The sequence below is a fragment of the Microcoleus sp. D3_18a_C4 genome, from assembly GCF_036702415.1.
Lineage (GTDB): Bacteria > Cyanobacteriota > Cyanobacteriia > Cyanobacteriales > Microcoleaceae > Microcoleus.
Genome location: NZ_JAUBTI010000091.1, coordinates 1 through 26,520 on the forward strand (window position 1 = coordinate 1; position 26,520 = coordinate 26,520).

Annotated in this window: 26 protein-coding genes; 13 read left to right on the plus strand and 13 right to left on the minus strand. The window is 46.2% G+C overall.

What is annotated here, in order from left to right; translation table 11 throughout:
* Positions 1-397 precede the first annotated feature (397 nt).
* Complete coding sequence (locus QUB16_RS26545) at positions 398-1,762, minus strand: DUF4912 domain-containing protein (RefSeq protein ID WP_333320782.1); 1,365 nt, start codon at positions 1,760-1,762, stop codon at positions 398-400.
* A gap of 32 nt (positions 1,763-1,794) precedes the next feature.
* Positions 1,795-2,064 carry a hypothetical protein gene (locus QUB16_RS26550; RefSeq protein ID WP_333320783.1) on the minus strand — a complete coding sequence of 90 codons (270 nt, stop codon included), beginning with the start codon at positions 2,062-2,064 and terminating at the stop codon, positions 1,795-1,797.
* 444 nt (positions 2,065-2,508) lie between these two features.
* Here QUB16_RS26550 and QUB16_RS26555 point away from each other — a divergent pair, with 444 nt between their 5' ends.
* The 4 genes from QUB16_RS26555 (at position 2,509) to QUB16_RS26570 (ending at position 3,798) form a co-directional block, all read left to right on the plus strand.
* The gene (locus tag QUB16_RS26555) at positions 2,509-2,718 is read left to right on the plus strand and encodes a ribbon-helix-helix domain-containing protein (protein WP_333142945.1); all 210 of its coding nucleotides are present in this window, start codon (positions 2,509-2,511) and stop codon (positions 2,716-2,718) included.
* Positions 2,708-2,920 carry a hypothetical protein gene (locus tag QUB16_RS26560; protein ID WP_333320785.1) on the plus strand — a complete coding sequence of 71 codons (213 nt, stop codon included), beginning with the start codon at positions 2,708-2,710 and terminating at the stop codon, positions 2,918-2,920. Before QUB16_RS26555 ends, QUB16_RS26560 begins: the two co-directional genes overlap by 11 nt.
* Positions 2,910-3,287: a hypothetical protein gene (locus QUB16_RS26565; protein WP_333320787.1), complete on the plus strand. Its 378-nt coding sequence runs from the start codon at positions 2,910-2,912 to the stop codon at positions 3,285-3,287. The genes QUB16_RS26560 and QUB16_RS26565 overlap by 11 nt, the downstream gene beginning before the upstream one ends.
* A 142-nt stretch (positions 3,288-3,429) precedes the next feature.
* Positions 3,430-3,798 (plus strand): hypothetical protein, encoded by a 369-nt coding sequence (locus QUB16_RS26570; protein WP_333320789.1) that lies wholly within the window; start codon positions 3,430-3,432, stop codon positions 3,796-3,798.
* On the opposite strand, the gene QUB16_RS26575 is transcribed toward QUB16_RS26570, so the two are convergent.
* The 4 genes from QUB16_RS26575 to QUB16_RS26590 form a co-directional block, all read right to left on the minus strand.
* Complete coding sequence (locus tag QUB16_RS26575; RefSeq protein ID WP_333320791.1) at positions 3,795-6,983, minus strand: CHAT domain-containing protein; 3,189 nt, start codon at positions 6,981-6,983, stop codon at positions 3,795-3,797. The two genes, QUB16_RS26570 and QUB16_RS26575, sit on opposite strands and share 4 nt — an antisense overlap.
* A 167-nt stretch (positions 6,984-7,150) precedes the next feature.
* Positions 7,151-7,594: an Imm30 family immunity protein gene (locus QUB16_RS26580; protein WP_333320793.1), complete on the minus strand. Its 444-nt coding sequence runs from the start codon at positions 7,592-7,594 to the stop codon at positions 7,151-7,153.
* Entirely contained in the window at positions 7,594-7,932 is a 339-nt protein-coding gene (locus tag QUB16_RS26585; RefSeq protein WP_333320794.1) for a type II toxin-antitoxin system RelE/ParE family toxin, read from the minus strand. Before QUB16_RS26585 ends, QUB16_RS26580 begins: the two co-directional genes overlap by 1 nt.
* The gene (locus QUB16_RS26590) at positions 7,929-8,219 is read right to left on the minus strand and encodes a type II toxin-antitoxin system Phd/YefM family antitoxin (protein WP_333320796.1); all 291 of its coding nucleotides are present in this window, start codon (positions 8,217-8,219) and stop codon (positions 7,929-7,931) included. The genes QUB16_RS26585 and QUB16_RS26590 overlap by 4 nt, the downstream gene beginning before the upstream one ends.
* 129 nt (positions 8,220-8,348) lie before the next feature.
* Between QUB16_RS26590 and QUB16_RS26595 the strand changes: the two genes are divergently transcribed.
* Both QUB16_RS26595 and cysS read left to right on the plus strand, forming a co-directional pair.
* Positions 8,349-8,924: a Uma2 family endonuclease gene (locus QUB16_RS26595; protein ID WP_333320798.1), complete on the plus strand. Its 576-nt coding sequence runs from the start codon at positions 8,349-8,351 to the stop codon at positions 8,922-8,924.
* A gap of 71 nt (positions 8,925-8,995) precedes the next feature.
* The gene (cysS, locus tag QUB16_RS26600; protein WP_333320800.1) at positions 8,996-10,624 is read left to right on the plus strand and encodes a cysteine--tRNA ligase; all 1,629 of its coding nucleotides are present in this window, start codon (positions 8,996-8,998) and stop codon (positions 10,622-10,624) included.
* A 50-nt stretch (positions 10,625-10,674) separates the two neighbouring features.
* Here the strand turns inward: cysS and QUB16_RS26605 are convergent, their stop codons facing one another.
* Positions 10,675-10,863, minus strand: a complete 189-nt coding sequence (locus QUB16_RS26605) for a DUF433 domain-containing protein (RefSeq protein ID WP_333243500.1) — start codon at positions 10,861-10,863, stop codon at positions 10,675-10,677.
* 111 nt (positions 10,864-10,974) lie between these two features.
* Between QUB16_RS26605 and QUB16_RS26610 the strand changes: the two genes are divergently transcribed.
* On the plus strand, positions 10,975-11,202 hold the full coding sequence (locus QUB16_RS26610) for a hypothetical protein (protein WP_333320802.1): 228 nt from the start codon (positions 10,975-10,977) through the stop codon (positions 11,200-11,202).
* Complete coding sequence (locus tag QUB16_RS26615) at positions 11,199-11,483, plus strand: type II toxin-antitoxin system mRNA interferase toxin, RelE/StbE family (protein WP_333320804.1); 285 nt, start codon at positions 11,199-11,201, stop codon at positions 11,481-11,483. The genes QUB16_RS26610 and QUB16_RS26615 overlap by 4 nt, the downstream gene beginning before the upstream one ends.
* A 40-nt stretch (positions 11,484-11,523) precedes the next feature.
* Here QUB16_RS26615 and QUB16_RS26620 read toward each other — a convergent pair whose 3' ends face one another.
* Complete coding sequence (locus QUB16_RS26620) at positions 11,524-12,480, minus strand: alpha/beta fold hydrolase (RefSeq protein WP_333320806.1); 957 nt, start codon at positions 12,478-12,480, stop codon at positions 11,524-11,526.
* 126 nt (positions 12,481-12,606) lie between these two features.
* Here QUB16_RS26620 and QUB16_RS26625 point away from each other — a divergent pair, with 126 nt between their 5' ends.
* On the plus strand, positions 12,607-13,716 hold the full coding sequence (locus tag QUB16_RS26625) for an AI-2E family transporter (protein ID WP_333142962.1): 1,110 nt from the start codon (positions 12,607-12,609) through the stop codon (positions 13,714-13,716).
* A 417-nt stretch (positions 13,717-14,133) separates the two neighbouring features.
* Here QUB16_RS26625 and QUB16_RS26630 read toward each other — a convergent pair whose 3' ends face one another.
* On the minus strand, positions 14,134-15,069 hold the full coding sequence (locus QUB16_RS26630) for an OmpA family protein (RefSeq protein ID WP_333320808.1): 936 nt from the start codon (positions 15,067-15,069) through the stop codon (positions 14,134-14,136).
* A gap of 240 nt (positions 15,070-15,309) precedes the next feature.
* Here QUB16_RS26630 and QUB16_RS26635 point away from each other — a divergent pair, with 240 nt between their 5' ends.
* Positions 15,310-15,981 (plus strand): hypothetical protein, encoded by a 672-nt coding sequence (locus tag QUB16_RS26635; protein ID WP_333056017.1) that lies wholly within the window; start codon positions 15,310-15,312, stop codon positions 15,979-15,981.
* Between the two features lie 44 nt (positions 15,982-16,025).
* Positions 16,026-18,065 carry an abortive infection protein gene (locus QUB16_RS26640; protein ID WP_333320810.1) on the plus strand — a complete coding sequence of 680 codons (2,040 nt, stop codon included), beginning with the start codon at positions 16,026-16,028 and terminating at the stop codon, positions 18,063-18,065.
* Between the two features lie 299 nt (positions 18,066-18,364).
* Here QUB16_RS26640 and QUB16_RS26645 read toward each other — a convergent pair whose 3' ends face one another.
* From QUB16_RS26645 to QUB16_RS26660, 4 genes are all read right to left on the minus strand, one after another.
* Positions 18,365-19,537, minus strand: coding sequence for a DUF4335 domain-containing protein (locus QUB16_RS26645; RefSeq protein ID WP_333320812.1), 1,173 nt, complete (start codon positions 19,535-19,537; stop codon positions 18,365-18,367).
* A 3-nt stretch (positions 19,538-19,540) separates the two neighbouring features.
* Positions 19,541-20,167 carry a DUF3038 domain-containing protein gene (locus tag QUB16_RS26650; RefSeq protein WP_333320814.1) on the minus strand — a complete coding sequence of 209 codons (627 nt, stop codon included), beginning with the start codon at positions 20,165-20,167 and terminating at the stop codon, positions 19,541-19,543.
* Between the two features lie 367 nt (positions 20,168-20,534).
* Entirely contained in the window at positions 20,535-21,041 is a 507-nt protein-coding gene (locus tag QUB16_RS26655) for a hypothetical protein (protein ID WP_333320816.1), read from the minus strand.
* Positions 21,042-21,105: 64 nt separating this feature from the next.
* Positions 21,106-23,319, minus strand: coding sequence for a cation:proton antiporter domain-containing protein (locus QUB16_RS26660; protein WP_333320818.1), 2,214 nt, complete (start codon positions 23,317-23,319; stop codon positions 21,106-21,108).
* A 564-nt stretch (positions 23,320-23,883) separates the two neighbouring features.
* Between QUB16_RS26660 and rpsB the strand changes: the two genes are divergently transcribed.
* Both rpsB and tsf read left to right on the plus strand, forming a co-directional pair.
* Positions 23,884-24,714, plus strand: coding sequence for a 30S ribosomal protein S2 (gene rpsB / locus QUB16_RS26665; RefSeq protein ID WP_333320819.1), 831 nt, complete (start codon positions 23,884-23,886; stop codon positions 24,712-24,714).
* Between the two features lie 431 nt (positions 24,715-25,145).
* On the plus strand, positions 25,146-25,805 hold the full coding sequence (gene tsf, locus QUB16_RS26670; RefSeq protein WP_333320821.1) for a translation elongation factor Ts: 660 nt from the start codon (positions 25,146-25,148) through the stop codon (positions 25,803-25,805).
* Positions 25,806-26,520 lie beyond the last annotated feature (715 nt).

A 26,520-nucleotide genomic window follows, 5' to 3' on the forward strand; every position in this document is an offset into this window, starting at 1 on the left:
CCCGCTCGCGTATTGTACAATACGCGAGCGGGGACGCTCGCACTACAATAAAAAAAAGGCTGTTTACCAAACTGAGATGCTCCCGCCTAAGTCCCTACAGATGCTCGCATCCCATCTCTATTTATCCCTACTTTTAAGAGTGGGTATAACTTTTCTTGCTGGCCCGATCGACGATCTATTCTGCTCTAAAAACCCGGTTTCTGAGTAAGTCCTAAATACAAACTAAATACAAAAAACACCGCTCCTCAAAATAGGAGAACGGTGTATAGGGGGTGTTATGGGTTGTTGTCTGGGATTAACTTTAACAAATCACGATCGGCTGAGGCTATACCTTGTGAAGGTTAAAAAATTGGCACAAACCTGCACGATCGCCCGTCGCTCGATCGACCGCGAGCGATTAGCCCAACCATTCCACAACAGCATCCTGCTTGGTATTGGTGCGCCGTTCTGGGGTTTCGCGCTCGAATTTCATGTGGATGGCGCGGTTTTGTTCGCCGTCTGCTGCTACTGCAAAAATCGGATAGTCGATTAAGCCGTCTTGGAAGGACATCTGGAAGCGGAAAGTGCCGTCAGCATTGAGTTTAATCGGCTGTCCGCCTACGTAGACGGTAGCGTCGGGCTCGGTGGCCCCGTAGACAATCAGTTCGGCATCAGCAACTAACCAGAACTGGCGGGGGCGCATCGGGGCGGCGAAGCCAACTCCCGACATACCGACACCCGACATACCGAAACCAGACATGGTGAGACCGGACATACCGACACCTGACATGGTGAGGCCGGACATACCGACACCCGACGCGGTGAGACCCGACATACCGACACCCGACGCGGTGAGGCCGGACATTGTGGGAGCCGCCCACATTCCAACGCCGGAGGGGAACACGTAGGAACTGAGAGCTTGTTCGTGGATGCCGACTTGCTGGACGGAACCGGCGACGTGCTGCATGGAACCGAAGACAGAACCCGCTACGCGCAGGGCTTCTGCAGATTCTGCCATGCCGAAGATTTGTTCGTAGATGGCGTTGCTGGTGCTGTAACCACCGCCATTGACTGCTTTTGCGAGTTTCTTGGCCGGAGGAACCAGTTCGGCGAAGGTTTTGCCCTGCAATTCTTCTTCCCAGTCGAGGGTGATGAATTGATCTTCAATCCAGTCGCTGGGATAGACGGGAGGAACGCGGACTTCAGCCGATCGAGCTAATACCAGCCAGCGGCCATCTGCACAGCGGTAGCCGATGTCGATCGCGTAGTCGCGATCGCTCACGGGGATTGGCACGTACCATTCCCGCGCCAGTTCGTCGCAGGGATATTCTTGAATGCTGTGCGGGCTTTGAATGTCGAGGTTAACATCTGTAACGTCGTAGATCCGCAGGGCGAGTTGCTGTCCTCCTTGGCGACGCAATTCTTCTTTGCGATCGTTGGGAATATCCCAGTAAGTGTAGGCCCATTCAGGGTCGCGGGGCATTAAAACAACGCGGCTTTCGCCGTAGCCGTTGGGCAAATCTGCTAAACCTTCATCTACAGACGACAAAGAACCGCCGGTTCTATCTTCTTGACCGAGTTCAAACTTTGCTGCTTCCACTGCTTCTTGTGCCTCTAGTTTGCGAGATGGACTGTATGAAAATTTGGTGCGCTGAATTTCTTGAATTGATGCCAGAAGTTGCGATTTCCGCATCCGGCTGTAGCGAGAGACTCCACATTCGCTAGCAACTCTGCGGAGTTGTCGCAAAGTCATCTCTTCTAATGGTGGGCGTTCTTTTGCCATGAGTTTGTTCTCCACTAATTTGGGATGGCGGGTTAGATTTTTCGTTTCAACACAAATGTGTTGACTTTTTGAGTTAGAAACTCTTTTAAATGCAAATACGATCGAGCTTCCACATCTCTCCAACCTTTGAAGCCTTGATTGTTTTTAGCTTGTCTTTTCCCCAATGCGATCGAGGGTTTTGACTTCTTGGCTTCGGCGCGCACCGTCGGATCTAAATAAAACTTTTCTGTCGATTCTTGATTGACAAGATCGATTTTGTGAGTGCGATCGGTGCTGCTAGCAACGCTGTGCTGGCAGCACACGCGCTATTCGATTCCCAGAGCTGCTTAATCGAAGCATTTCTTTGGGATCGCTTTGTCATGACTCAATGTTGCAGACAAGTTGCGATCGGGTCAAGGGGTCTTTTCCTTTAATTCTGGGTACTTATACGCATTTTCGTGATTTTGGGGATCAAATTGTCAGGGAATCTTGACATTTGGGAGATTTGGGGGATCGGTATTGAAGCGAATGTCAGGATTTGATGACAAATTGGGAGAGGGGGCTTTTGATGGGTTTGGAGGGTGGGGGCGATCGGTCTGAAATATCTATATCTTTAGGAATACGATCGCACTTCCAGCCAACTATTCTCCCGATGCTTTTCTCTCCATCACTTCCTGTCACCAAGGGATTAAATTTTTGTTGGCGCGCTCATACTATATGCTACTATAGCATATAGTAGCAGAGTTAAATCCAAGATAGAAGATACAATGTCTATAGAATTAAAAGAAAAAGAACTCGTGGGTGGAAAACGCAAGCGGGAGTTGATAGCGGTATACATCCCCAAAGAAAAGAAAGTCGCTTTAGAGGCGTGGGCAGCCTCAGAAGAGCGATCGGTTTCTTGGATAGTCGCCAAGCTGATCGATCAAGCACTTTGCTCGCGTCAACAGCAGCAGGAAGGTTTGGACAATGACAACTAACCCACTTAGCTATCTCGAAGATCCTGAAGATGAAATCCAGCGTATGGGGAGTCCTCAAACCGAATCCGTTGTAGCAGGAACCAGAAAAAAAGCTGTTGAACGTTGCTTAGAAGAAGCAAAAGGACGGAAGTTAGTCGCCGTTCAACACTTTCAGAAGAACATTTGGCAGTGTATTTTCCCAGGAGGCGAAGATGAAGACTAAAGGTACAATTGTTTGGGACTATAAACAGGGTTGGACTTCTCCAGAACTAGAAGTTCCGGCAACAGGTAAAATTGCTATTTTTGTCGATTACCCAGATGACGACTTAAGTATGCCCATCATTGAACCCGAAGTAGAAGAACTTTTGTCAAGTTTAGGCTATGTTGGTGAGGGTCGCTACATTGGAGAAAACGATCGCCTCAAACCCTGCGATACAAAAACTGTTACTTATGTAGAAACATTCTCTATTGAAGAGTTGAGCCATCATCTCAGAATACTGAATCAAACTATCATTCCGAGGGAATGGTTTTATATCTTAAATTCCGAGGGAAATATTATCCATCTTCAAGAGGCGATCGTTCCAGCATAACCGCTCGATTTAAAAATTATCGATCGCTTGAGAATAGATATATTTGTCTTTGGGAATATGACAAACTGGAAAACTTCCGGCAGTAGCTGGTGGAGGAGTGAAGGTAAAAAGCATTAATCACATTTTACGGAGTCCGGCTCAAATGACCATACTTACATCAGAACAAATTGCACAATATCGCTCTGAATTGGCGAGCGATCCAGAGGCATTAGCTGCACTTGACGAAGTAGAAGCTTGTGATAACAGTTTAGAAGATGCAGCAGAAGTGTTAGCAATTGAGTCGGGATACACAAAATCCACTCTGGCAGAGTCAGGCCAAAGTTATTTAGACAAGTTAACCAAGAAAGCGCGGAAAGTTATCTGTAACAAATACACAGGTGATTTACTGGAATTATGCAAGGATTTGAGAGAAGCAATCCCGTTTCCTGGTAATTTAGCAACGTTAGTTGCTATCAAAGTGATTCAAATAGGTGTTGATAAGTTTTGCGAGTCGTCAGAGTCTGAAGCTTAGATTCCTGTAGCTGTAAAGGCTGCCCAATCGGAAGGGTGAGCAAAGGGATATGCTTGAGATAGGCGATATGTTATTGATGCCTCAGCTTTCCTACGCTCTGCTTTTGGCAGTTTACTAAGGATTTCATCAATTAGAGCCTTGTATTTAATCAGGCGTTTTTTAAACTCGTCAACAGTTAAATCTCGTAGCCGTTTCTGTGCTAGGTTGAGGGCGATCGCAATATCTCCCTCTTCTAACTGTTTATATTTTCTCAGGTTTTCATAAAACTCAATCATCAGAAAAGCAGCAGACAGTTGATCAACCTCCCAAAGGGTACTGACGACGCTAGGACTACCTGCAAACAGAAAACCACTTGGTAAACCGATATACTCATCGCTGATGCTGTTAAAATCTGTCATGCCCGTTTCACAAGCTGAGAGGATAACCAGGCGACATTGATTTAAGTCTAGAGCAAAGATTTCTCCCAGCGTCAGGTGTCCATCCGCCAAAATTAGAGCTGATTTTTCAAAGTTAAATGTAGCATGACCGAAGAAGTGGAAGCAGTGGGCAGAGCGTAGTTGTTCTGATTGAATGAGGTTAGCTTTTATTGCTTTGTCTCCAGGGAGAACATAGTCATTCGGCTGAAAATAAGGACGGATAGCTTCAACTCCAAAATCAACATAGGGACGGTCTTTAGTAGGGTTTTGAACAGCAAATAGGTGGGTAAAGTCGGGGCGTTGTCGTTTTTGTGCTTGTAGTAATAGCTGACAACTCGGTGCATAGCTGACACCTTTGGGGAAAATATCGAGGAGGCACAATTCACCGACGGGTAAAGCATGAAGGGGGAAAAGATGTAAGGCAAGATGGGGGATGAGGATTAGCTGCTGACAATCTTTGGGAAGATGGGAAAGAATCTCATCCAAGTGCAATATCTTTGCTAATTCCTTGAGTCGCGGAGTTAGCTGAGTCAGCCAGTTGTCTTTTTGCTCGTAGTAATCATCTATATAAGCATTAGCCCAATATACCAAAGCATTTCGGTCATCGATGGTGGCAGACAAAACGAAGGGTTGGGGGCTGTGGTCGGTGGCAATAAATGTATGAAATCTGTCAGGGGTGATGTACCATTCGATGATGGCAGTGTGGTCATCTAAAGTTGCCTGAAAGTGGTCAAAGTTGAAGCCAGAACCGATGGGCAGGTAGCGGTTTTGCAAGTTGTTGCGCTGCTGTCGTAACTGCATAAGATGTAGCGCTAGAGTTTCTGGGTTATCGGCTTTACCAGTCTGGATTTGGTTCTGATTAGTAGCGATTTCGTCTCTAAGTTGTTCTAGTTTTGCGACAACATCTGGGGGGAGGATATTATGTAAATCGCGGGTGAGAATTCGTTCAACTAGGTTGCGGGTTTTGCTACGCTCGGCATATTCAATCGCTGCGGTATGGTTGCCCATCTGTAGGCACACTTCCACCATAGATTGATAGATTTGGTTATGTTCCTCAGCTAGTTTTTGCTTAAATTCCTCCCCGGAGACAATCTCTTCTCGCAGTAATTCTACTATTTCTATAGCATCAGCAAAAGCATGATATGCAAGATACTTTTGGTTGTTTTCTTTGTAAGCAAGCCCAAGGTTAAATAAAGTCTGAGCGCAATCTTGGGGAAAAGCTGAGCAGGTGCGAACTTCAAGTGCAGCTTGGTAATAGCAAATTGCTGCTTCTAAATTCTCGGCTTTATCTCCTTTGATTCTGTCAAAGTAGGCAAGAGCTAGATTATGTTGAGTGGCTGCCCAATTTTGGGGAAAAACTGAGCGGTTGAGAACTTCAAGCGCAGCTTGGCAATAGCGAATTGCTGCTTCTAAATTCTCGGTTTTATCTCCTTTGATTCTCTTAGAGTAGGCAAGAGCCAGGCTATTGTTAGAGTAGGCAATAGCCAGACTATTTTCAGTGGCTGCCCAATCTTGGGGAAATGCTTTGTGGCTGAGGATTTCAAGTGCGGCTTGGCAATAGCGAATTGCCTCTTCTAAATTCTCAGCATTATCTCCTTTTATTCTGTATAAGTAGGCATTAGCGAGATTATTTTGAGTCATTGCCCAATCTTGGGGAAAAGCTGAGTGGGTAAAAACTTCAAGTGCAGCTTGGTAATACCGAATGGCTGCTTCTAAATTCTCGCCTTTATCTCCTTTTATTCTCTTAGAGTAAGCAAGAGCCAGATTATTTTGAGTTGTTGCCCAATCTTGGGAAAAATCTGAGCAGGTGAAAACTTCAAGTGCAGCTTGGTAAGAGCGAATTGCTGCTTCTAAATTCTCGGCTTTATCTCCTTTAATTCTGTCAGAGTAGGCAGCAGCAAGATTATTGTGAGTTGTTGCCCAATCTTGGGGAAAATCTGAGCAGGTGAAAACTTCAAGTGCAGCTTGGTAATAGCGAATTTCCTCTTCTAAATTCTCGGCTTTATCCGCTTTAATTCTGTACCAGTAGGCATTAGCCAGATTATTTTGAGTTGTTGCCCAATCTTGAGGAAAATCTGAACGGCTGAGAACTTCAAGTGCAGCTTTGTAATAGGCAATTGCTATTTCTAAATTATCGTCTTTATCTCCTTTGATTCTGTTAGAATAGACAAGAGCAAGATTATTTTGAGTGGCTGCCCAATCTTGGGGAAATGCTGATCGGGTAAAGACGGTAGCAGCAACTTCGTAACCTGCGCGTGCAATCTCCAAATTGCTGGCTATACTTCCGAAAGGAAACTGTGCAATCAAGTAGCTAAAACTGAAAATAACCCTGGCAATCGATTGCGATTCTTCTGACTCAATCTCTGATAGTGTCGCCATTGCCCAATCTCGCAACAAAAAGGCAAAAGCATCATTCAGTTTATCTAGGTTGTCTTGCAGCAGCGGGTACACCTGTTGGGTTTCACCGTTACTTTCTGCTGTTGTCCGCAATACCTCCATCAAGAAATTGAAATACACTTCTGAGGTTGCTGTTGCTGAAGAGTTGGCGATGTACTCACCCAAATGAGAAGCCCCATTTCGCAACCAAGTAGCGTTATTCTCATCCCCTTGCTGTGCCAGATAGTCAGCAACTTGTAGCATCATTTGCACTAACTCAGCATCAACCAACTCTGAGTTAGCATTCAAAATTTCTGTTGCTTCATCTTCACTCGGACACTTTAATAACAAATAGATCAGATGCAGATAGGCTTGACGGTGGCTTTCATCCATTGTGGGCGATATTCGGAGTAGTGATGTTATTTTCTACATCAGGATTTGCACTTTTTCGGGACGCGAAATAAAATTCCGTACAGGCGGCCTTAGTTGCTGCTACTACGCATCCAAAAACCAGACTTCGGGCAAAAGTCGGGTTTCTCAGAAATCCTGTATAATGGATCTTACCTAGCTAACTCTAATTTTGGCTCCCGCTTGTTTAAATGGTAACTAGCGCTTTCTTCTAGCAATTGACGAACAAAATTAGGTTCTTGGGAGTTCAATGAATGCAAAATATCTCGATACAAACGACAAGCCTCATCATCATTTAAAATGCGGCTGTGGAGGATTCTAGTCCATTCCGAAGCAACGAGCATTAATTGCGGTACAACTGTAACAAACGCTTGAATCTGTGCTGACACATCAAAAGATTCTAGAAAATGAATCAAACCAAACATGACTTCTGGCTGTTCGCAGCGATCGTCTAAAATCAGATGTAAATCTGGCAAATCTTCATCTTGAGGACGATCGGCAAGTGAAGCTAAAGCATTTTCAAAAGCTATAACTTCATCAGCCGAGCGCATCAAATTATTTGCTTCTAAAATACTAATCCAGATATTTTTTTTCATCAACTATTACCTTCCTCGTCTGATTCACCTATTATCGGTTTTTGATCAGCGTGTCGCACAAAAATAATCTGAACGCTATCATCAACAATCGTAAATAGAATCCGATAGGCATTTCGTCCCTTGCCGTAAACCAGTTGTCTGATTTCTTCGTCAAAAAAACTATTCTCAAATGCTAAGGAACAACGAGAAGGCATATTTTCTAGCGATAAAGTAGCTTTATACAATCCTTCTAACCAAGTTCTAGCCTTCAGAGAAGAATGATTACTTAACCAAAAATAGGCTTCCTCAATGGCTTTTTGCGCTGCGGGTTGGATAATGACTTGATATTTCTGATTCATGGCGAACTGTCTAACTTGTCAAACAGTTGATTAAAGAAATCTTCGGCTTTTTTTCCTTCTCCTCGATTCATTTGTTCCAAACCCAGCTTAATTCCCTTTAAAGTTTCCAATAACTCAACCGCATCTAAAAGCTTCTGATAAGATTCAGCATCCTGAACAACCAACTCTGCTTTTCCGTTGACAGTTAGAACTAAAGGATGTTTTGTTTGCTTCAGCCGCTGCACAAACTCAGTCGTATTACGTTTAAAATCGGTGAGAGAATGTATGTCTCTTGAAAGGTTTATCATAAATTGGCATTAAATTAGCATCTCATTAAATGTTACACGGTATCTGCCGGGTTTGTCAATCAAATTTTGATACTAAAAAAAGAGTGTGACACGATAGAATAGATAATAGCCATCGCGAGGCCGCACAATATGTTCAACAACACCATTACCATTCCCCAAACCTTCAAAGTAACTCACGAACAGTTCCAGCAAATTGCTGCCGTCAACCGTGAGTTAAGACTAGAGAGAACAGCTACAGGAGAATTAATCGTGATGCCGCCCACGGCAAGCGAAACAGGCAATCGAAACCTAGATATTTCAGGACAACTCTGGCTGTGGAATCGCCAAACCAAGCTAGGAGTAGTATTTGACTCTTCTACTGGTTTTCAACTGCCCAATGGGGCCGATCGCTCCCCAGACGCTTCCTGGGTTAAATTAGAACGATGGCAAACTCTCACACCCAAACAACAAGAAGGCTTCGCTCCCCTTTGTCCAGACTTTGTTGTAGAATTGCGATCTAAATCTGACAACATGGAACCATTGCGAGAAAAAATGCGGGAATACATCGCGAATGGATCTCGTTTGGGGTGGTTAATCGATCGCAAAAATAAGAAAGTCGAAATATACAGACAAAATCGGGATGTGGAAATATTAGATAATCCCAGCACTTTGTCAGGGGAAGATGTGTTACCGGGATTTGTCTTAGATTTAACAGATGTTTGGTAGCGACACCGAAAGATTCACCAACCGCAATATAATAAATTAGAGCCGTACATCAATCCCAAATCTCAAATCCCATGCCCCTAACGCTTTACAACAGCTTGACCCGTCGCGAATCACCTTTTGAACCCCTCGAACCAGGAAAGGTGCGGATGTACTGCTGCGGCGTTACGGTATACGATTACTGCCACGTCGGCCACGCCCGCGCTTACATTGTTTGGGACATGGTGCGCCGCTATCTGATGTGGCGAGGATACGATGTGCGCTACGTGCAGAATTTTACAGATATTGACGACAAAATTCTCAACCGCGCCCGCGAAACAAATTCAACAATGGAAGCCGTGGCGGAACGCTTCATCGAGGAATATTTTGTAGATATGGACAAGCTGAATATTCTCAGGGCCGATGAATATCCCCGCGCCACCCATACAATCGACGGCATTAAACGGCTGATTCACGAATTAGAAAATAAAGGTTATGCCTATGCTTCCGGCGGCGACGTTTACTACAACGTGAGGCAGTTTGCCGATTACGGAAAACTTTCGGGCCGCAAGTTGGAAGAGATGCAAGCCGGGGCTAGCGGTAGATTGGAAACCGCAGAAATAGAAGCTCAAAAAAAGCAAGATTCCTCTGATTTTGCCCTGTGGAAAAGCGCTAAACCGGGAGAACCTGCTTGGGATTCATCTTGGGGAAAAGGCCGCCCCGGATGGCACATCGAATGTTCGGCGATGGTGCGCGATTGCTTGGGCGAAACTATTGACATTCACTGCGGGGGTTCCGATTTAACTTTTCCCCACCATGAGAATGAAATTGCTCAATCTGAAGCCGCGACGGGCAAGTCACTTGCTAATTATTGGATGCACAATGCTTTTGTGACTGTCAATGGCAAAAAGATGTCGAAATCTTTGCACAATTTTATTACAATTCGCGATTTGTTGGAGGGGAATTGGTCGGGCGATTTGGAATCTAACCCCCCCCAGCCCCCCCTTGGTAAGGGGGGGAGTCAGAATGAAGACTCCCTTGGTAAGGGGGGGAGTCAGAAGGAAGGAAGCGAGAAGTCAAAAGCGGTGGAACCGATGGCGGTGAGGCTGTTTGTGTTGATGGCGCAATATCGCAGTCAAATTGATTTTACCGAAGAGGCGATCGCCTCTGCAAAAAATGGCTGGCACACTCTTAAAGAAAGCCTACTTTTTGGTGATTTGCACGGTTCCCAATTGGGCTGGGATTCAGATAAAATTCTGAAATCGCCCATAGGGGAGAGTGAGGCTGTACAGCAATTTAGAGCAGCGATGGATGATGATTTCAATACTCCTAATGCTTTAGCTGTTGTGTTTGAATTGGCGAAGGAATTGCGGCGCGAAAGCAATATAATTGTACATGGGGGAAAAACGGAAATGCCTTCGGAAGTGTTGCAACAAAAGTGGCAGACTCTGGTTAAGTTAGCCGAAGTTTTAGGATTTAGAAAACCCAGACTCGTCCCGGCCAGTGCGACTATCAATATCCCTTCCGCATCTTTCAGTATTAATAAATTTGAAATCATTAGCGGATTAACTGATGAGGATATTGAGGTGATGATTCAGCAGCGGAAAGATGCCCGAAAAGCGAGGGATTTTGCAGAGGGCGATCGCATTCGCAACGAACTTAAGGATCGGGGCATTACTTTGATCGATCAAAAGGATGGTACAACCATCTGGCATCGGGGTTGAAACTAAATTCATAGTCTGCGGAGGCAGACTTTGTTTGACAAGAAGCGGTTTCAACCGCCGAATTCTAAACACGCTCTAATGTCTTCCTCCGTCAACTCAGGAAAATCGTCCAGAATTTCTGCATGAGACATTCCCGCAGCCAGCCAACCCAACACATCATAAACGGTAATTCGCATTCGCCTGATGCAAGGCTTTCCACTGCGTTTACCGGCTTCAATCGTAATGATGTTATCGCTCATGACAAGACCGACTTTAGTACATTTTTTTTAGTGTAGCCTAGTCTTGGAATAAGCGATACAATTTACTCAACTTCGCAATTTGTTCAACCTTAGAGCTAATACCCTAACTCTATGAATACCCTCGACCAAGTGCTAGAAACTGCTTTACAACTGTCCTACGAACAGCAGGAAATGCTGATAAAAATCCTGCAAAACCGTCACCGCGAGAGTGTCCGCGGGGAAATAGCTGCTGATGCCCAACAAACCTTAGCTGATTTCCGTACAGGCAAATTTCGACACCAGTCAGCCGAGGATGTTATTGCAACATTACGCCACTCTTTGGACGAGCCGGAAGCATGAGACAACTGGTTCTGACTCCCAAATTCAAACGAGCATTTCGCAAGTTGGTCAAACGAAATCCTGAGCTCCAGCAACGTATTGAAGAATCTCTTCAACAAATGGAAGCAGATGTATTTTTTCCTAACTTAGGTACCCACAAACTAGGCGGCAAACTCGACGGTCTTCAGTCCTGCTCTTGTGGCTATGATTGTCGTATCGTTTTCTCTATTGAAGAGGATACGGAAACAAATAGTGAAGTCATTGTTTTACTCGACATCGGCACACATGATGAGGTCTATTAACTGTGTCAGTTATTATTAGACGACCACTTCAGAAAGAGATTTAATTTTTATTTAACTTCTTCACAAATTCGGCAACAGCCTCCACAAATTCTGCGGTTGATTCGTAGGGCAAAACATTGCGCCCCGGCATTAATAAACCTTCCGCATTGGGAAAATGGGCTAAATATTGCGCTAATCTTTCATCGGGTTTCTCTTCCTTACCCGCTTGACTGATGCTGGAGGCTTTTTCTCCCATCACAATGAGTGCGGGCCGATCGAACTTTTGAATCGTACCGCTATAATCCTGGCGCCAAAACCCCGCTAAAAACGAGAAAACCGCGTGACGGCTGTCAGGATTCGCCGCCCCAGCCTGCAAAGCATCCAACCATTCGCTGTCAACTTTTGCCGCATCGCCAAACAGTTGTTTCACAGAAAAAGAACGCAAAAACTCACCGCGTCTGGCGTAGCGGTAAAAAGCGTTTCCCAAGGGAGAATTTAACAAATTCCAGACAATTCTTTGCTGTCTTTCTGTCGAATGTTTGTTCATTACCGCCCAAGCTGGAGGCCCCGCGAGGACTAAGCCACGAATTAAATTTGAGCCGCTTTCCTGCTGCATTTTTGCTAAAGCCAAGCCTACAGACAGTAAAGCACCTTGCACGAGGACGATCGCAGGTTTTTTCACTACAGTTTCCAAGAAATACTGCAACTGTGCCGCCCAATCGTCTGGATAGCAAGCCACAGCAGGCATTTCGCAATCGCCGCAGCCCAAAAGGTCGGGATTATAAATCGGATTACTGTTCCCTGCTTTGTACCAACTCTCACAAAATCTATGCCAAAAGATTCTTGACAAACCAACTCCTATCGGATGAATTAATAACAAAGGGATGCTATCTTCTGTCGCCGTAGTTGGGTTATAAACTTCATAAGCACAGCGATAATTTTGCCATTCGTAAAACAGCGTTGGGGATTTTATAGACGAAATGGCGGACAAATCTTGGGTTGAATATTGCGGTTGCATATTATTTTTTTGTGCCGATGTTACTTTTTATTATAAAATAAGTAGGGGCGGGTTTCACCCTAAATATTTTGGGTAAATCAAGAGTTAGATAAACCCGCCCTCTTAGACTACATTTATTATTTAATCATGTCAGAACAGCGGATAACTATTTCTTTACCTAACTTGCTGCTAATTGTAGCATCGTCCTTGCTGCTAGTGCTGCTGTGGCAATTGCGGAGCCTGCTAGTAATTCTGATGATATCAGTCGTGCTGGCTGCTTCGATCGTCCCGATCGTGAATTGGGCCCAAACGATGCGGGTTCCCCGCTGGCTGGCGGTGATTATGGTTTATTTAACTCTCATCGGCGGATTTAGTGGGACGGTAGTGTTAATCGGGCCCACGGTCATCGAACAAATAGAGTTACTGCTGCGGCAGTTACCAGTTTATGTCGAAAGTTTGCGAACTGTGGCAACTAATGTATTGAGTCGCTTGAGCGACGACGCCCCAACCTTGGTGGGTCTGGTGGACACTCAATCGCTGACTAATTGGCTGATTCGATCGAGTCAACAACTGGTTTTGCGATCGTACAGTTTAACGAGAGGCATTCTAGGCGGTTTCTTCAGCCTAGTTTTAGCATTATTTATTTCCGGTTACATGGTTGCGGACAGCGACACACTAATCAAAAGTTTGGTGCAGTTTTTCCCGAAACCTTGGGACGGAAGATTAGCCGCACAAGTGGCGCCAATCGGTCAAAGAATGGGGAGTTATATTCGCGGGCGAGTGTTAGTTTCGGGCATTTTAGGGATATTTATTACCACTGGTTTGAGCATTTTGGGAATGCCAGAATTTGCTTTAGGCTTGGGTGCGATCGCAGGTGTGACAAACTTGATTCCCTTCATCGGGCCAGTATTGGGAGCAGTACCAGCATTAATTGTAGCATTAGCTAAAGGTGGCTGGGTACTTTTGTGGGTATTACTGTTATTTGTAATCATCCAGAATTTAGAAACTTACGTACTCGATCCTTTGCTGGTTGGTTCATCGGTTGGTGTGCATCCTTTATATCAATTGCTGTCTGTCTTGGGAGGCGTTCAAGTATTGGGAATTATTGGAGCGGTAATTGTGCCGCCTTGGTTTGCGGGAGTGGCAGCTTTGATTGAAAACTTGTATTTAAAACCGAAACTTAGGAGCGAACATCGAGAGGCAATAGATCGGGCTAAAAATAATTCTGACTTGCCACCTCTTACACCTTCGGCGTGACAGCAGTGGAGAAGAAGAGAAGGGGAGAAGTGGAGAAAAGGAGAAGGGGAGTAGGGAATTGAAACATACAATTTATATCGTTTCTGTTGGCATCGGAATAATAATTTTCGGAGTTCAGCGCTTACGCGATCGATCGCGGGGACACTCGTACTTGGGTATAATTCAGTAGTTGCCAGGTTTGATCTTAAATTCACACCAGCAATTTTAACATCCCAGAAGCCGTTTGATATCAAATCCGTTGGCATCGGAATTATTCATCTCTCTCTTCTCTTCCTCTGCGTCCTCTGTGTCCTCTGCGGTTAAATCATTCCGGTTCAACCGGATGTGATATGACTCCAATTATTCGATCGCTACCATTGACACTTCAACAGTATCTACAAGTCTGCCGACTGATGACTGATGACTGATGACTAAAAACTAAGGATTAATTACCACTTCAATGCGGCGGTTGCGCTGCCGATTAGTATCCGAACTATTATCCACCGAGGGGCGACTTTCCCCATAGCCGATCGCCACCCAATGATACTTCTGACCGAGTACACCCGACAAATACTGCACCACAGCCTGAGCCCGCGCAAACGACACATTGCGATTATCCGCAGCTTCCCCCCCGTCGTCAGTGTGGCCCGCAACCCGCACAGTTGCCCCCTCGTGATTGCCCAACTCCGCCACCAAATTGTCCAAAATCGCACTTGTGCCCGGGCGCAAAGAAATGCTGCCAGTATCAAACAAAACATCGCTGGGCAGAGTCACCATCAGCCCATTCCCCCCAAACACCGGATTATTCGCATTCTGTGGGGCAGTATTCACCGTTTCAGGGTTCAGACTCGGGCTGCTGCCGATCGCCGGTAAAGCAGGGGCAACACTTGCCGCCGTTTCCGGCCCCGCCAATTCCCGCGACATCAACTGCAAACGCTTTTCCAAAGTTTCCGTCGGGCGGCTGCTGCCCAACTGACTCTCCAAAGCAGCAGTGCGGCCAATCAGCGCGTTGAGTTCGCCCTGCAACTGTCTCAAATCCGACTGCAATTTCTCTCTCTGGGCAGGACTGACTGTTGACTGGGGACTTGGTGTAGCGGTTGGTGGCGGGAGCGCCGGAATTGGCGTTGCTGGGGCGCGTTTCGGGCTGGAGGTCAAATTTTGAGTTCCACGCAGCAATCTCTCTGCCAGCGGCATTTCCGTCGCGCCTGACGGATAAATTTGAGCGATCGCCATCCCCAAAACCCACGCAAAACCGCTGCCCACCCCCAGCAGCAGCAGTCGAAAAATCAGCGACAGTACAAGCAAACCTTTTCCCCGCGACTTGGAGACGCGAGTGGGGGGGATTGAAGGTTTTTGGTTAAAAGATCGCGTCATATTTCATCCCTCTCGGTGTACAGACCACATTAATTTCGATACTATCTTACCTATCCGATTGGAAATTTGAGATTTGAGATTTGAGATTTGGCCTCCAATCTCAAATCTAAAAAAGAAACCCGGTTTCTATAAATCGGGGGTTTGGTGGCGAAGCATCGAGGCAGAAACCGGGTTTCTAGTCCGTTGCGTGCCAGCCTGAATCTGTTGGATAATTCAGTAAAACTTTTGGAAAAAAAACCGATGACTGACCCTTTAAATAGCCCTTATCCCGTTCCTTGGGAATGGATTAGTGCCACTCATGCTAAAGTGAGCTCCACTGCCGGCACAGGCCTCCGCTATTATCGCAGTCCATCCCTAGTATCAACTAACGGCCAATACGCAGCTTACAGTCGAATTGAGTTGCAAGTACAGCCGGAATTCTCCCGGTGTCGGGTTAGCAGCGTCATGTTTGTGGAAAATCTCAAAACCGGCGAACTGCAAACAGTGGCGGCTGCTTCGCCACTGGCCGAAAGTGGGATGTATGCTAGCGATGATACAGATATGTCCGGGACGATCGCCATTTTAGTGCCTGTTTCTTGGAATCAAGACGGTTCCCGCATTCTCGCCCGCGAATTTGAAGCACTTTTCAACTCTTCCGATATGTCCGACTACGGTGTCATTTGGGACAAAAATGATAACTACACTTATACCGTTGCTCCCGCTCGCAGTCTTTACACTCATGCTGTATTGTTGGGTTGGAGTCAAGTTTGTCCCGGAAAAGTTCTGTTCCGCGCAGGCAATTTGGGCGATCGATCTTGGCCTCTTTGTGCAGTTGATATGACAGGACAAACGGTAGCAGTCACCGAGGACAAACCCCTAGTTTTCGGCAGTCAAGCCAGCACAGACTGGATCGAACCTAAAACTCGTTTTTAGATATTATGGCGGCATTTTCTTGGATATGGCCCACAATTTTTCTAGTGTCAGGTCAGTCTTTTAACCAATTCATTTTGACCCTGGGGCTGATAGTTCTGGCTGTTATTTCCGGTCTAACAGCTTTTATTTTTATTCGGATTTTACTTAATTGGTTGCAGGCGAACTTGGAGGGAAACCGCCATTTTTTTATACGTTCGTTCACCAGAAAGACGGGCCATTCAACCGCTAATATTTCCGAACCTCAAAAGGTTTTTTTAGAACCCCGATTTGTAGAAAGTGACGGCAATTTAACTGCTACTATTTTTGGAGGCAAAAGCGATATTTCAGCAGCGCTTCAGCCGGAGATAATTTGCGATAATTCAGCATCCGTTGCCTATCTATACAAGCCGATCGCTCTTTGGCACGGGCGCTTAATTTTGCCCTCACACGAACAGCGCCAGCCCTACGGTACAGTGTTTTTTGAAGTAATAAATGCCCCCAAAAAATATAAAAACTTTATTGGCAAAACAGCATTTTTGAAATGGAGTACAAATCGGGAAGTACAGTTTTTTGTCCACGCAGTCAGTCAAGATATCAACTTTACACAAGAAACTAAAAAAAGTCAAAAATCTGGCAACATCCATCCCGATAGATTGAACGGCTGGCGAAATGTCGGCCCTTTAGAAACTCTAGCAGGCACCAGACTCGAAGACAGCGTGACTGTGATGCTGCGGAGGCCGGTGATTGCGATTAATTATAGCAGCAGCGATCGCCAGGAACTCACGATCGATCGCGAACCAGTGCAAATTATCGGACGTTTCTGCGCCTTAGTCACAATTTTACAGCGAAAAGAACCCGACAGCGACAAATTCATTGTCCGGCATTTCAACAAAACATCTCAACAATTTGACGGCGCCGCCGAAATCATTCGGATTCCGCAAGTACAGCCCGACAAACATGGCGTAGCGAGGTCTACCAATCACCTGATCGAACAATCGCCATTAAATCCAGACGGCTGGTACATTTACGGCGAAAGAGACGAAGACAGTATATTTGTAGTGGAGGCAATCGAACCCCGCAAAATTGCTCAATTAATCCCAGATGAAACACATTTCGGACTCCAAAAATCTCTCGATTATTTAAGCAGCAAAAATTGGGCAAATACACCAGCCCAAAAAGGGCAAGCAAAAAGAGTATTGTTAACCCCAAATGATGCTACAGAAAACGCTTCAATCTCTCCTTGGCAAGAAGGAGATATCGGGATAGTGATTCACAGTTTCGGGGGTATCGGCGGCAAAAAAGGCGAACGCCCACCGCTGGGAATTGTCACCGGACATTTTGCTTTCGGAGTAGCAAAAGTAGTGCGCGATCGCTTTACCAGCGAACTGCGTTTTGACATAGAATACAAACAAGTTTACGCCCACAATCCCGACGGAATTGTTGCGGGTTCCAGCAAATGGCAAAGCTACATGGGAGACTTGCAGCGCGGCTGGTTGGGCGATCGCCCGGTTTGCGATATCATCTGTAAATTAGACTGCGTGTGTTGCGACTACGATTTTGACGGCATAACCTTGTCGCCTTTAACCGAATTAAACCAGCAACTAGATATCATGATGGCCCGCTACCGCAGCGGAGACGGCACCGGCGCAAGTTTAGTCACGCCAGCAACTTCTTGCGTCCAAGATTCAAGTCAGGCAATTTACGCGACAATTAAAAAAATCACTTCCGAAATAGAGTCAAATCCTCAGATTCAAGACTGGCTGAAAACACATCCCACCGACGCACAAACCCAAAGATTTCACCAGTTAGTAGCTTTAGGAGAGAGTTTAGAAAAAGTATTAATGCCCCTCGGCATTGTCCGTCCAGATTGGCAGAAAAATCCAAGATTGGCGGGGATTGATGCAGAACTGAAAAAAACCTTTTTTGTTGGTATAGCAAACCTGATAAAAGCTGCTATTAGTTACCGAACAATGTTGCCGAGGCGCACCCAAGATGAAATCGCCAAAATTTTCTTAAAACAGGGAGCATTTTTGTGGATAATTCGCACAAATCAAGTTGGAGGATTTGACCCAGACATTGAGCCGATCGCACCGACAGGGCTTTGAATCAGCAATCGGTTTGTAGATGATTCAGATATTGAAATCGCTACTAGAAAAACCAAGTCTGCCTCCGCAGACTAAGAGATTGATATCATGTCCGGTTAGTTAACCTGATTCCTGTAGGGGCGGGTTCACCAACAATATTTGCTAAAAACCGACAATCTCAAAAACCCGCCGCGGCAATTGTATTATGCGCGATCGGACATGGTATGAGGCAGCATTTAAGCGGGATTTGGTATCAGTCAACCGTCAACAGTCAACCGTTAACAGTCAACACTTAACCGTTAACAGTCAACAATCAACCATTACCAAGGAGTGACTTGAACTTTGCCACCCGGTGCCAAAACTACGCGGAAATCAGCCAGCGGTTCCGCAGGTGGCCTGGTGCCAACAGGTTTGTAAAGCAACTCCGACAAAGGCGTTTCGGATCGATCGACTGCTGCCGAATTTTCCGACTTGTAACCGACAATCGCCCCGTCTTGGGCCACACTCACCCGATAAACCAACTCCCCATCAACCGGAGGCTTATCCTTCACAACTCCGTCAATTTGCTGGGAAAGTTTGCCCCTCAACAGCTCAATTTGCCCTGGATCGGTAATTGGCACCGCGCCCACCTCTGGGCTTGCCAAACCTTCAGCAACAGGAGTGGGCGTGCTTTCCGGCGAAGTGCTCGACTGCGGTGTGGCCAACGGTGAAGCGTCCGGCTGCGGCGCGGGGCTCGGAGTCGGCGAAAGCGATTCAGCGTTTGGAGTTTGAGTCCCAGGCAGCAAACCGTCAGCAGGAGGCGTGGGATTGGGATTAGGCGAACCCGATCCACCCGGATTCGCCGTCCCCTGATTCTGGCCTGCAGGATTGGGCTGCGGCACAGGATCTCTCGGACGCTGGACTTCGGGTACTGGCACCAAGAAAAACGCCATCGCAGCCAAAGCCAAACTCGACACGCCCACGACAGCGGGCAAAGTCCGCTTCGCCAAAGGTTCGGCCGACTTGACGTAACGCTTGGAAATTGGGGTTAATTGCAGCGACAATTCCGGCAGCGTCTGCGTGTCGGCAAAAAACTGATCGATCGCCTCTACCAAGTCAAATAGCTGTACCGTCGTCAAATCAACTTTTGCCGACAGTTCTGGTTTTTGATCGATTTGGGTTGGGCTGCCTGTGGAGGCGGGTAGAACGGTCAACCGGTGCAAATTCCCGTCAATTCTGTGCAACTGTACCATACCCAAATTCGGGCCGTAGCGATCGGGATAATGCACTCCGCTCATAAATTCTTGAGCGTAGCTGCTGACGGCCCTCACCAAGCTTTCAAAAAAGTCTCGTCCCCCGCTTAAAGGCTCGCCGAGACCGTTCACATAGCATTCAGCGCTCATTAATATCGAAAGCACCGGCCGTATATCTAACTGGCTGGCTGCCGATCCATCGCTCAACCCTTCTAGAACTAGGGTGCAATTTGGCAGACTGTACTGACGCCTAATAGTCATTTTTTATTCAACTTCTCCATCAAACAGGCTAACCCAGAAGCGCTGCATTCCGGCTGTGCCTGTACAAAATAGCAGTTTGCTCAACAAGTTCAAAGCTAGTTCGTTGAGCTTGTCGTCGGAATCGTAAGCTGCAACTAGCGATCGCTTGGGGTTCATTCGCGATCGAAAGTGAGCTCGAAATCGTTCTAAATACTCCGCCAGCGGCTGGTTCTGGTTGAGGGGGATATTTTTCGATCGCAACTGCTGGGAGTCTAGCAGCAACTGCCGAATTGTGGCGGTTAACTTGCGCGCCATATTACAGGCGATCGCCACCAGCGCTTTTGCCTCCACAATGGTAAGGGAGCGGCGCTGGGTATAGCGTCTCAGCGGGTTAGTATTACGCATCAGCCAAAGGGCAACCCGATTTTTGATAATTGATTCCAATTCCAGGTCCCTTGACACGGCCAGCATTTCTTCGGCACCTCCGAGATACAAGGCTTCGATCGCCAGCAACATCAAGTCAATTTGCAATCTGGCTCGGCGGGGACATCCCCCATCGGAGGGCGACAAGTCTGGCAAACTGTCTAAAATTAACGGGTTTGACTGGGTAAGCGAAGTTTCTGACGGCATTAATATCACGGCAACATCCATTCCAAACAAACTATACGGGCAGGGGGGGTCTTGAGCAAGACAAATTCTCAACCAAGAACTTCTCTGGGATACTTTATTTTTATCATTGACTTTTAAGTATATTTTCTAATTTAGCAGCAACCGACCGTCACAGGCGAGCTCCGGCGGGAGTTCGATCGCCCACTCCCGCCCCACCGCCACTTTGTGATTCCTTGCTTCGCCAGGGGTGAACGGAAGAGTCAATCGATTTTAGATTTTAGATTTTAGATTTTAGAATTGAAGCATTGACCCCACGGATGAATCCGGCGGCTTGTATCCTGGATGCTTTACGGTCAGAAAGCGACAAAGAATTACCCATTTCCCCTTTCTTATTCTCTATTGGCATCAATCAATGTTCAAGCTTTTGGGGTTGCACCGCCGCTTCTCTTTGAGCCGTAAAATCAGTAGCAGCCGACTTATCAGTTAGACTAATTTTTCCCTTGAGGCTTTCTTGCTCCACAATTCCGCGCATTTTAACAGAACTGTTTTGACCGGTTGCTGTGGAGTCGCTGCAACCCGCTAAATTAGGAACCGCACCCGACAAGTTCAATCCTTGAGTTTCCCACTTACCAAATAGAGAAGGTTTATCCTCGCCTGTTTTTTCCCTGCCCTCCCTGCTGCCCGATCGCAAATTACCGCTCAAATAAACACCCGATTGCTCGATTGTCAATACCAAAACATCAGATTTCAGACATTCGGGCAAACTGTTAGGATCGAAGCGATAAGTTCCCGCAATTGCCGGGGCCGCCTTTAAATTTGCTTCCCCGTAAGCAGTTACTACTTTAAATAGCAGTGCAACTGAGCCGATCGCAATCCCGTAAAATGCCAGCGATTTGAGGCTTAAATGATTCATCATCTTGGTAATTGGTAATTGGTAATCGGTAATTGGGTAAGATGCCCACTGCGCGCCCTACTCATCACTAATACTGAGTAGTTTGACTGAGTACCGATGCCAAGTGCGATCGCACTTTAACGTAGCACCGCGCAATCAGCAGCGAAGAATGACACTGCACAGCCAATTCATCAGTATACTGTCCCAAAGTTTGGCGCTCAATTCCCCACTCCCGACTCGTACCCGCAATAGTCAAATCAGCATTAGCAGAAGCCGCCACCACTGCTTGAATTGGCTCAGCAGCCTCCACAATCGGAGTTTCAATGCGCGATCGCACCTCAACCGGTAACTGATCCATCACTCGCTGAAACTCGTAACTCAGATTGTTTTCAGATTCCCCGTCAACCGCCACCCGCAGCACCGTCAAACGGCGTTCCTCACTATTAACTAACAGTCTCAGCGCCAATTCTAAACCCAAATCATCGTGAATGTTTGCCGCGTAAGGTACTAACAAGTTATTCAACCTTTCCCTGCCTCTGTCAACAAAAATTGCTACATCCACCTTAGCGTTGCTGAGAATTTGGCCGACACGCCCTCCCAAACGGTTGCTGCTAAAAGTAGGTCTGTGCCATCCTACTACAATCAAATCCGCGCGATCTATTTCCGCAATTTGTGCCGTTTCCAGGGCGACATCATTAGTAACCCGAATGATGGGATGTACGAATTTTCTCGCATCGGGCACTTCCAAACTATCAATCAATTCTGATAATTTCGAGCGGCGCTCTTGAATAATGCGATCGGCTTCCGCAGGCGTACTTTCAAAGGCATAGTCATCATTTAATTCTATCAAACTCAGAGGATGAACCGCCGCCGACTGTAAATCCTCACCACCCATACCAGCAGCCGGCTGCGCCAGCGCTACCGCTAGTCGCAGTAAACCTTTCTGCGTGCTGGGATTGGCAACGGGTACTAAAATTCGATAAGTTGGCAGCAATTCATTAGCAGTTTCTTCGCTGCTGTCAGCCATTTTTAAATCCTCTAATTCTGAATCCTCCGAGTTAACTTCTGAAATATCTAACCGAATTAACCGTTTGGGATAAGTCCACTCCAACAGCGGCGAAGTCATAAAAGTTGTCACTAAAGCCATGATGACTAACATCGTAAATAGCAGTGGCGAAACTACACCCAAGGAAAGACCGATATTCAGCACAATTAGTTCAGTCAAACCGCGAGTATTCATCAGCCATCCCAGCGCTGAAGCTTCGCGGTTGCTGATGCCACAAACTCTAGCCGCAACGTAAGTGCCGACGTATTTGCCAATAATTGCCACTCCCAAAACTGCGGCGCACAGCAGCCACAATTCTGGGCTGTTGAGCAAGCCGATTTCAGTCCGCAAGCCGCTGTAAGCAAAAAATATTGGCAGCAGAAATATTAGTACAAAATCTTCTGTTTTTTCAGCTAATTCTCTGGTTAATCCTGCATTTTTCGGCATAACAGCACCCAGCAAAAACGCACCGAAAATTAAATGAATGCCGATCCATTCAGTAATTAAGGCAGAAGCTACAACTCCCATGTAAATGCCGGAGAGCAATAACTGTGTTAATCTGCCAGTGCGGTTGTACTGTTTGGAAAGCCGCTGCAAGAACCAGCGGACTACAGTCAGCATGAAACCGATGTAAATTAAAGATGCAATAATTGTCGGCAAAGCACCGATCATCGAATTAGTACGAGTAACTGCGATCGCCACCGCTAACAAACACCACGCCGTCACGTCATCTACCGCAGCGCAAGTCAAGGCCAGCGTCCCCAATTTGGTATTCTGCAAGTTGTGTTCTGTAATAATTCTTGCCAGCACCGGAAATGCAGTAATTGACATCGCAGCGCCCAAAAACAAAGCAAAGGCGGTAAACGAAACGCTATTATTTGAAACGATGGGATACAGCAGCAGTGCGAGCAAGCTTCCCAGGGAAAACGGCACTAGAATGCTGACGTGGGAAGTTAAAATCGCTATATCTAAATTGCTTTTGAGATACTTTGGATTCAGTTCCAAACCAATCAAGAACATGAAAAATATCAGCCCCACCTCAGATAGCACGTTGAGGAAGGGAACGGCTTCGGCTGGAAAAAGTGCTGTTGCGGTGGCAGGTGCAACTAAGCCAAATAGAGAAGGCCCAAGCATAATTCCTGCTACAATTTCTCCAATGACTTGAGGTTGTTTGATCGCTCGAAATCCTAAACCTACAAGTCTCGAAAGTGCGATGACAATTAGAACTTCAAGCAGAACGAGAATGGGTATGGGCATGGCGTTTTTAGCTTGGGGATTTTTGCGGATGGAGAGGGCAGGGTACTAAAGCTGACTGAATTGCCGATCGAAAAAAATGGATACCAGCTCGATCGAAGGTAGAAGGCACCAGAGGCGCACCAACAAGGCCATTCTCTCACAAGCGAACAAAGGCTTTGGCAACATCCCACCAGGATTTTTCGTTTTTTACAAGCGCTTGCAAGTAACTTTAACCGCAGCCGGCGTACCCCGCACTATATCTCACCTCCGGGTGCCCACCGCCCATTTAAACTCACATCTTGCACCATTCTCAATTACTTGTTTAGGAACAGGCTTTTCGGCCTGTTCCACAAGAAAACTCATTCTTTCTTTGTGGAACGGGCCGGAGAGCCCGTTCTTGACAATGGTGCAACATCTGAGTTTAAACCTAGTGATATAAAATTGTCAGCAAAAGTAGCGCGCGCTGTGATAAACTAGAAAAGTTGTTTAAATTCGCACATCCGGGTTTTCGGGTGTTTCTAGGGCGCAAACCTTCAGAAATACGACCGGGTGGAGGATTAACCCGAATTAGGAGTTAAAAATACAATGCCAGTAGTCAGTTTGGCTCAAATGTTAGAGTCAGGGGTTCACTTCGGACACCAAACCCGTCGGTGGAACCCGAAAATGTCTCCATACATTTTCACAGAGCGCAACGGGGTTCACATCATCGACCTCGTGCAAACCGCTCAGCTTATGGAAGACGCCTACGAGTACATGAGAGTTGCCTCAGAAAAAGGCAAAAAGTTTTTGTTCGTGGGTACGAAGCGCCAAGCTGCCGGGATTGTAGCCCAAGAAGCTCAACGCTGCGGTGCTTATTACGTCAACCAGCGCTGGCTGGGGGGAATGCTCACAAACTGGACGACGATTAAGTCCCGCGTGGAGCGCCTCAAGGATTTGGAGCGCCGCGAGGAAATCGGCGCCCTGGATTTGTTGCCGAAAAAAGAAGCTTCGGTACTGCGCCGAGAAATGGCAAAACTCCAGAAATATCTGGGCGGGATTAAATCTATGCGGAAGATTCCCGACGGAGTGGTGCTGGTAGACCAACGCCGCGAGTATAATGCGGTGTTGGAATGCCAAAAGTTGGGAATTCCGATCGTCTCTCTGTTGGATACCAACTGCGACCCGGATTTGGTTGACATTGCGATTCCGGCGAATGACGATGCTATTCGATCGATCAAGCTGATTGTCGGCAAGTTGGCTGATGCCATCTACGAAGGTCGTCACGGTCAGCAGGGCGGCGACTCTGATGAAGACTACGACTACGACGGTGGTTACGAAGGCGCTGAATATGATGGCGAAATCGAAGAATTGGATGACCCCGATTATGTAGATCCCGACGACGCTGCTGAGGCCGACGGCGAAGAAACCGAGAGCTAGTATTGCCCTCGGAATCTGACACCAGGAAATTAAAAATTAAAGATTGAAAATTAAAAATAATTATTATTTTTAGTTGGATATTTTTAATTTTTAATTGTACATAAGCTGGTCTGCATTTAAATTGTATGTCAAAAAAGATTAAAGTCTTGTGGGGAGTAGGGGTTGGGCGTCCCGCCCGCCCTGAATATACAATTTAAATGGGCGACTGCTTAGCACGAGTCTAAGTCATTAGTAGAGCTCTGCCAAAAGCATTCATTGTGTCAGCGCCAGAATGAATTCTAGCGCTACACCTACAAAGTCGGTACTAAGATCGACTGGGTATTTCTTCACTGTGGTCTAATCATTAACATTAAAATTAGTGACTAATGACTGATGACTAATGACTGATGACTAATGACTAATAACTAATTTTGATTGGGAACTTAAAGAAGATGGCGGACATATCTGCAAAACTTGTTAAAGAACTGCGCGAAAAAACTGGCGCGGGCATGATGGACTGCAAAAAAGCCCTCGTTGAAAACGAAGGCAATATGGAAACATCCATTGAGTGGCTGCGGAAAAAAGGTCTGGCTTCGGCAGGTAAAAAAGGTGGACGAGTTGCCTCAGAAGGGCTTGTAGGCAGCTACATTCACACGGGTGGCCGCGTGGGAGTGCTGGTGGAAGTTAACTGCGAAACAGATTTTGTGGCACGTCGCGAAGAATTCCAAACTTTGGTGCGGAATATTGCGATGCAAATTGCAGCTTGCCCGAATGTGGAATACGTGAAAGTTGAAGATATCCCCGCCGAAGTTGTCGAAAGAGAAAAGGCAATTGAAATGGGCAAAGATGACTTGGGCAACAAGCCGGACAACATCAAAGAAAAGATTGTTCTAGGGCGGATTGAGAAGCGAATGAAAGAGTTATCTTTGATGGATCAGCCTTTTATTAAAGATCAGAATATCTCCGTGGAAGAGTTGGTGAAACAAACGATCGCCCAAATTGGAGAAAATGTCCAAGTGCGCCGCTTCGTGCGTTTTGTCTTGGGCGAAGGCATTGAAAAGGTAGAAGCTAACTTTGCCGATGAAGTGGCAGCCCAAATGGGTGTTCAATAATCCCAACTTAAGATTTAGAATTAAAAATTAAAAATGTGAAAAATAAATTTTTTGCATTTTTAATTTTTAATTTTTATAGGACTTATCGACAGACTATATTTGTAGGGTGGGCGTGCGATTCGTTTAACCCAAATGGGTAGCAATACTCAGGGAAGGTTAGCCTAACCAACTGGTTAGTATAACTGAATACACATCTAGGTGCAGGATTCACAAGTCCCTAGTCCTAGTCCGCAAGTGCAGCGGTAAAAGCATATCCCCTATTTTGTTGGGTAGCAACCAATAGGGTAAAGCGGGGATAAAAGACAAGAACTACTGGTAGCCGAAACTGGTAACTGTCAAGCAAGAGTTCATGTGTAGCGAAAGCAAAGATGTGTCTGAACCATCGTAATATAAGATGGTCTAACGGCTGAATCAAGAATAAACCCGTTGAAAAACACGGTAAAGACTGATTAAGACCAAGCCAAAAGGCAAGGATAGGGCATAGGCGATTTTTCACTCGACCTATAAGCACCGCCTGTAAACCCGGTGGATAGCATCGCACTAAAAGCTCAAACAATGTGTATTTGGAACGAAGTAACTCTCATATATTTCTGGAATCATGTCGATTATCCAGTAAGTAGCTAACGAATAGTATATGAGAGAGGGATTGTATCAGAAGCCAATGCTCTGTTGTAATAACAGAGATATGCAGACAGGTACACGGTAACTTCAATGA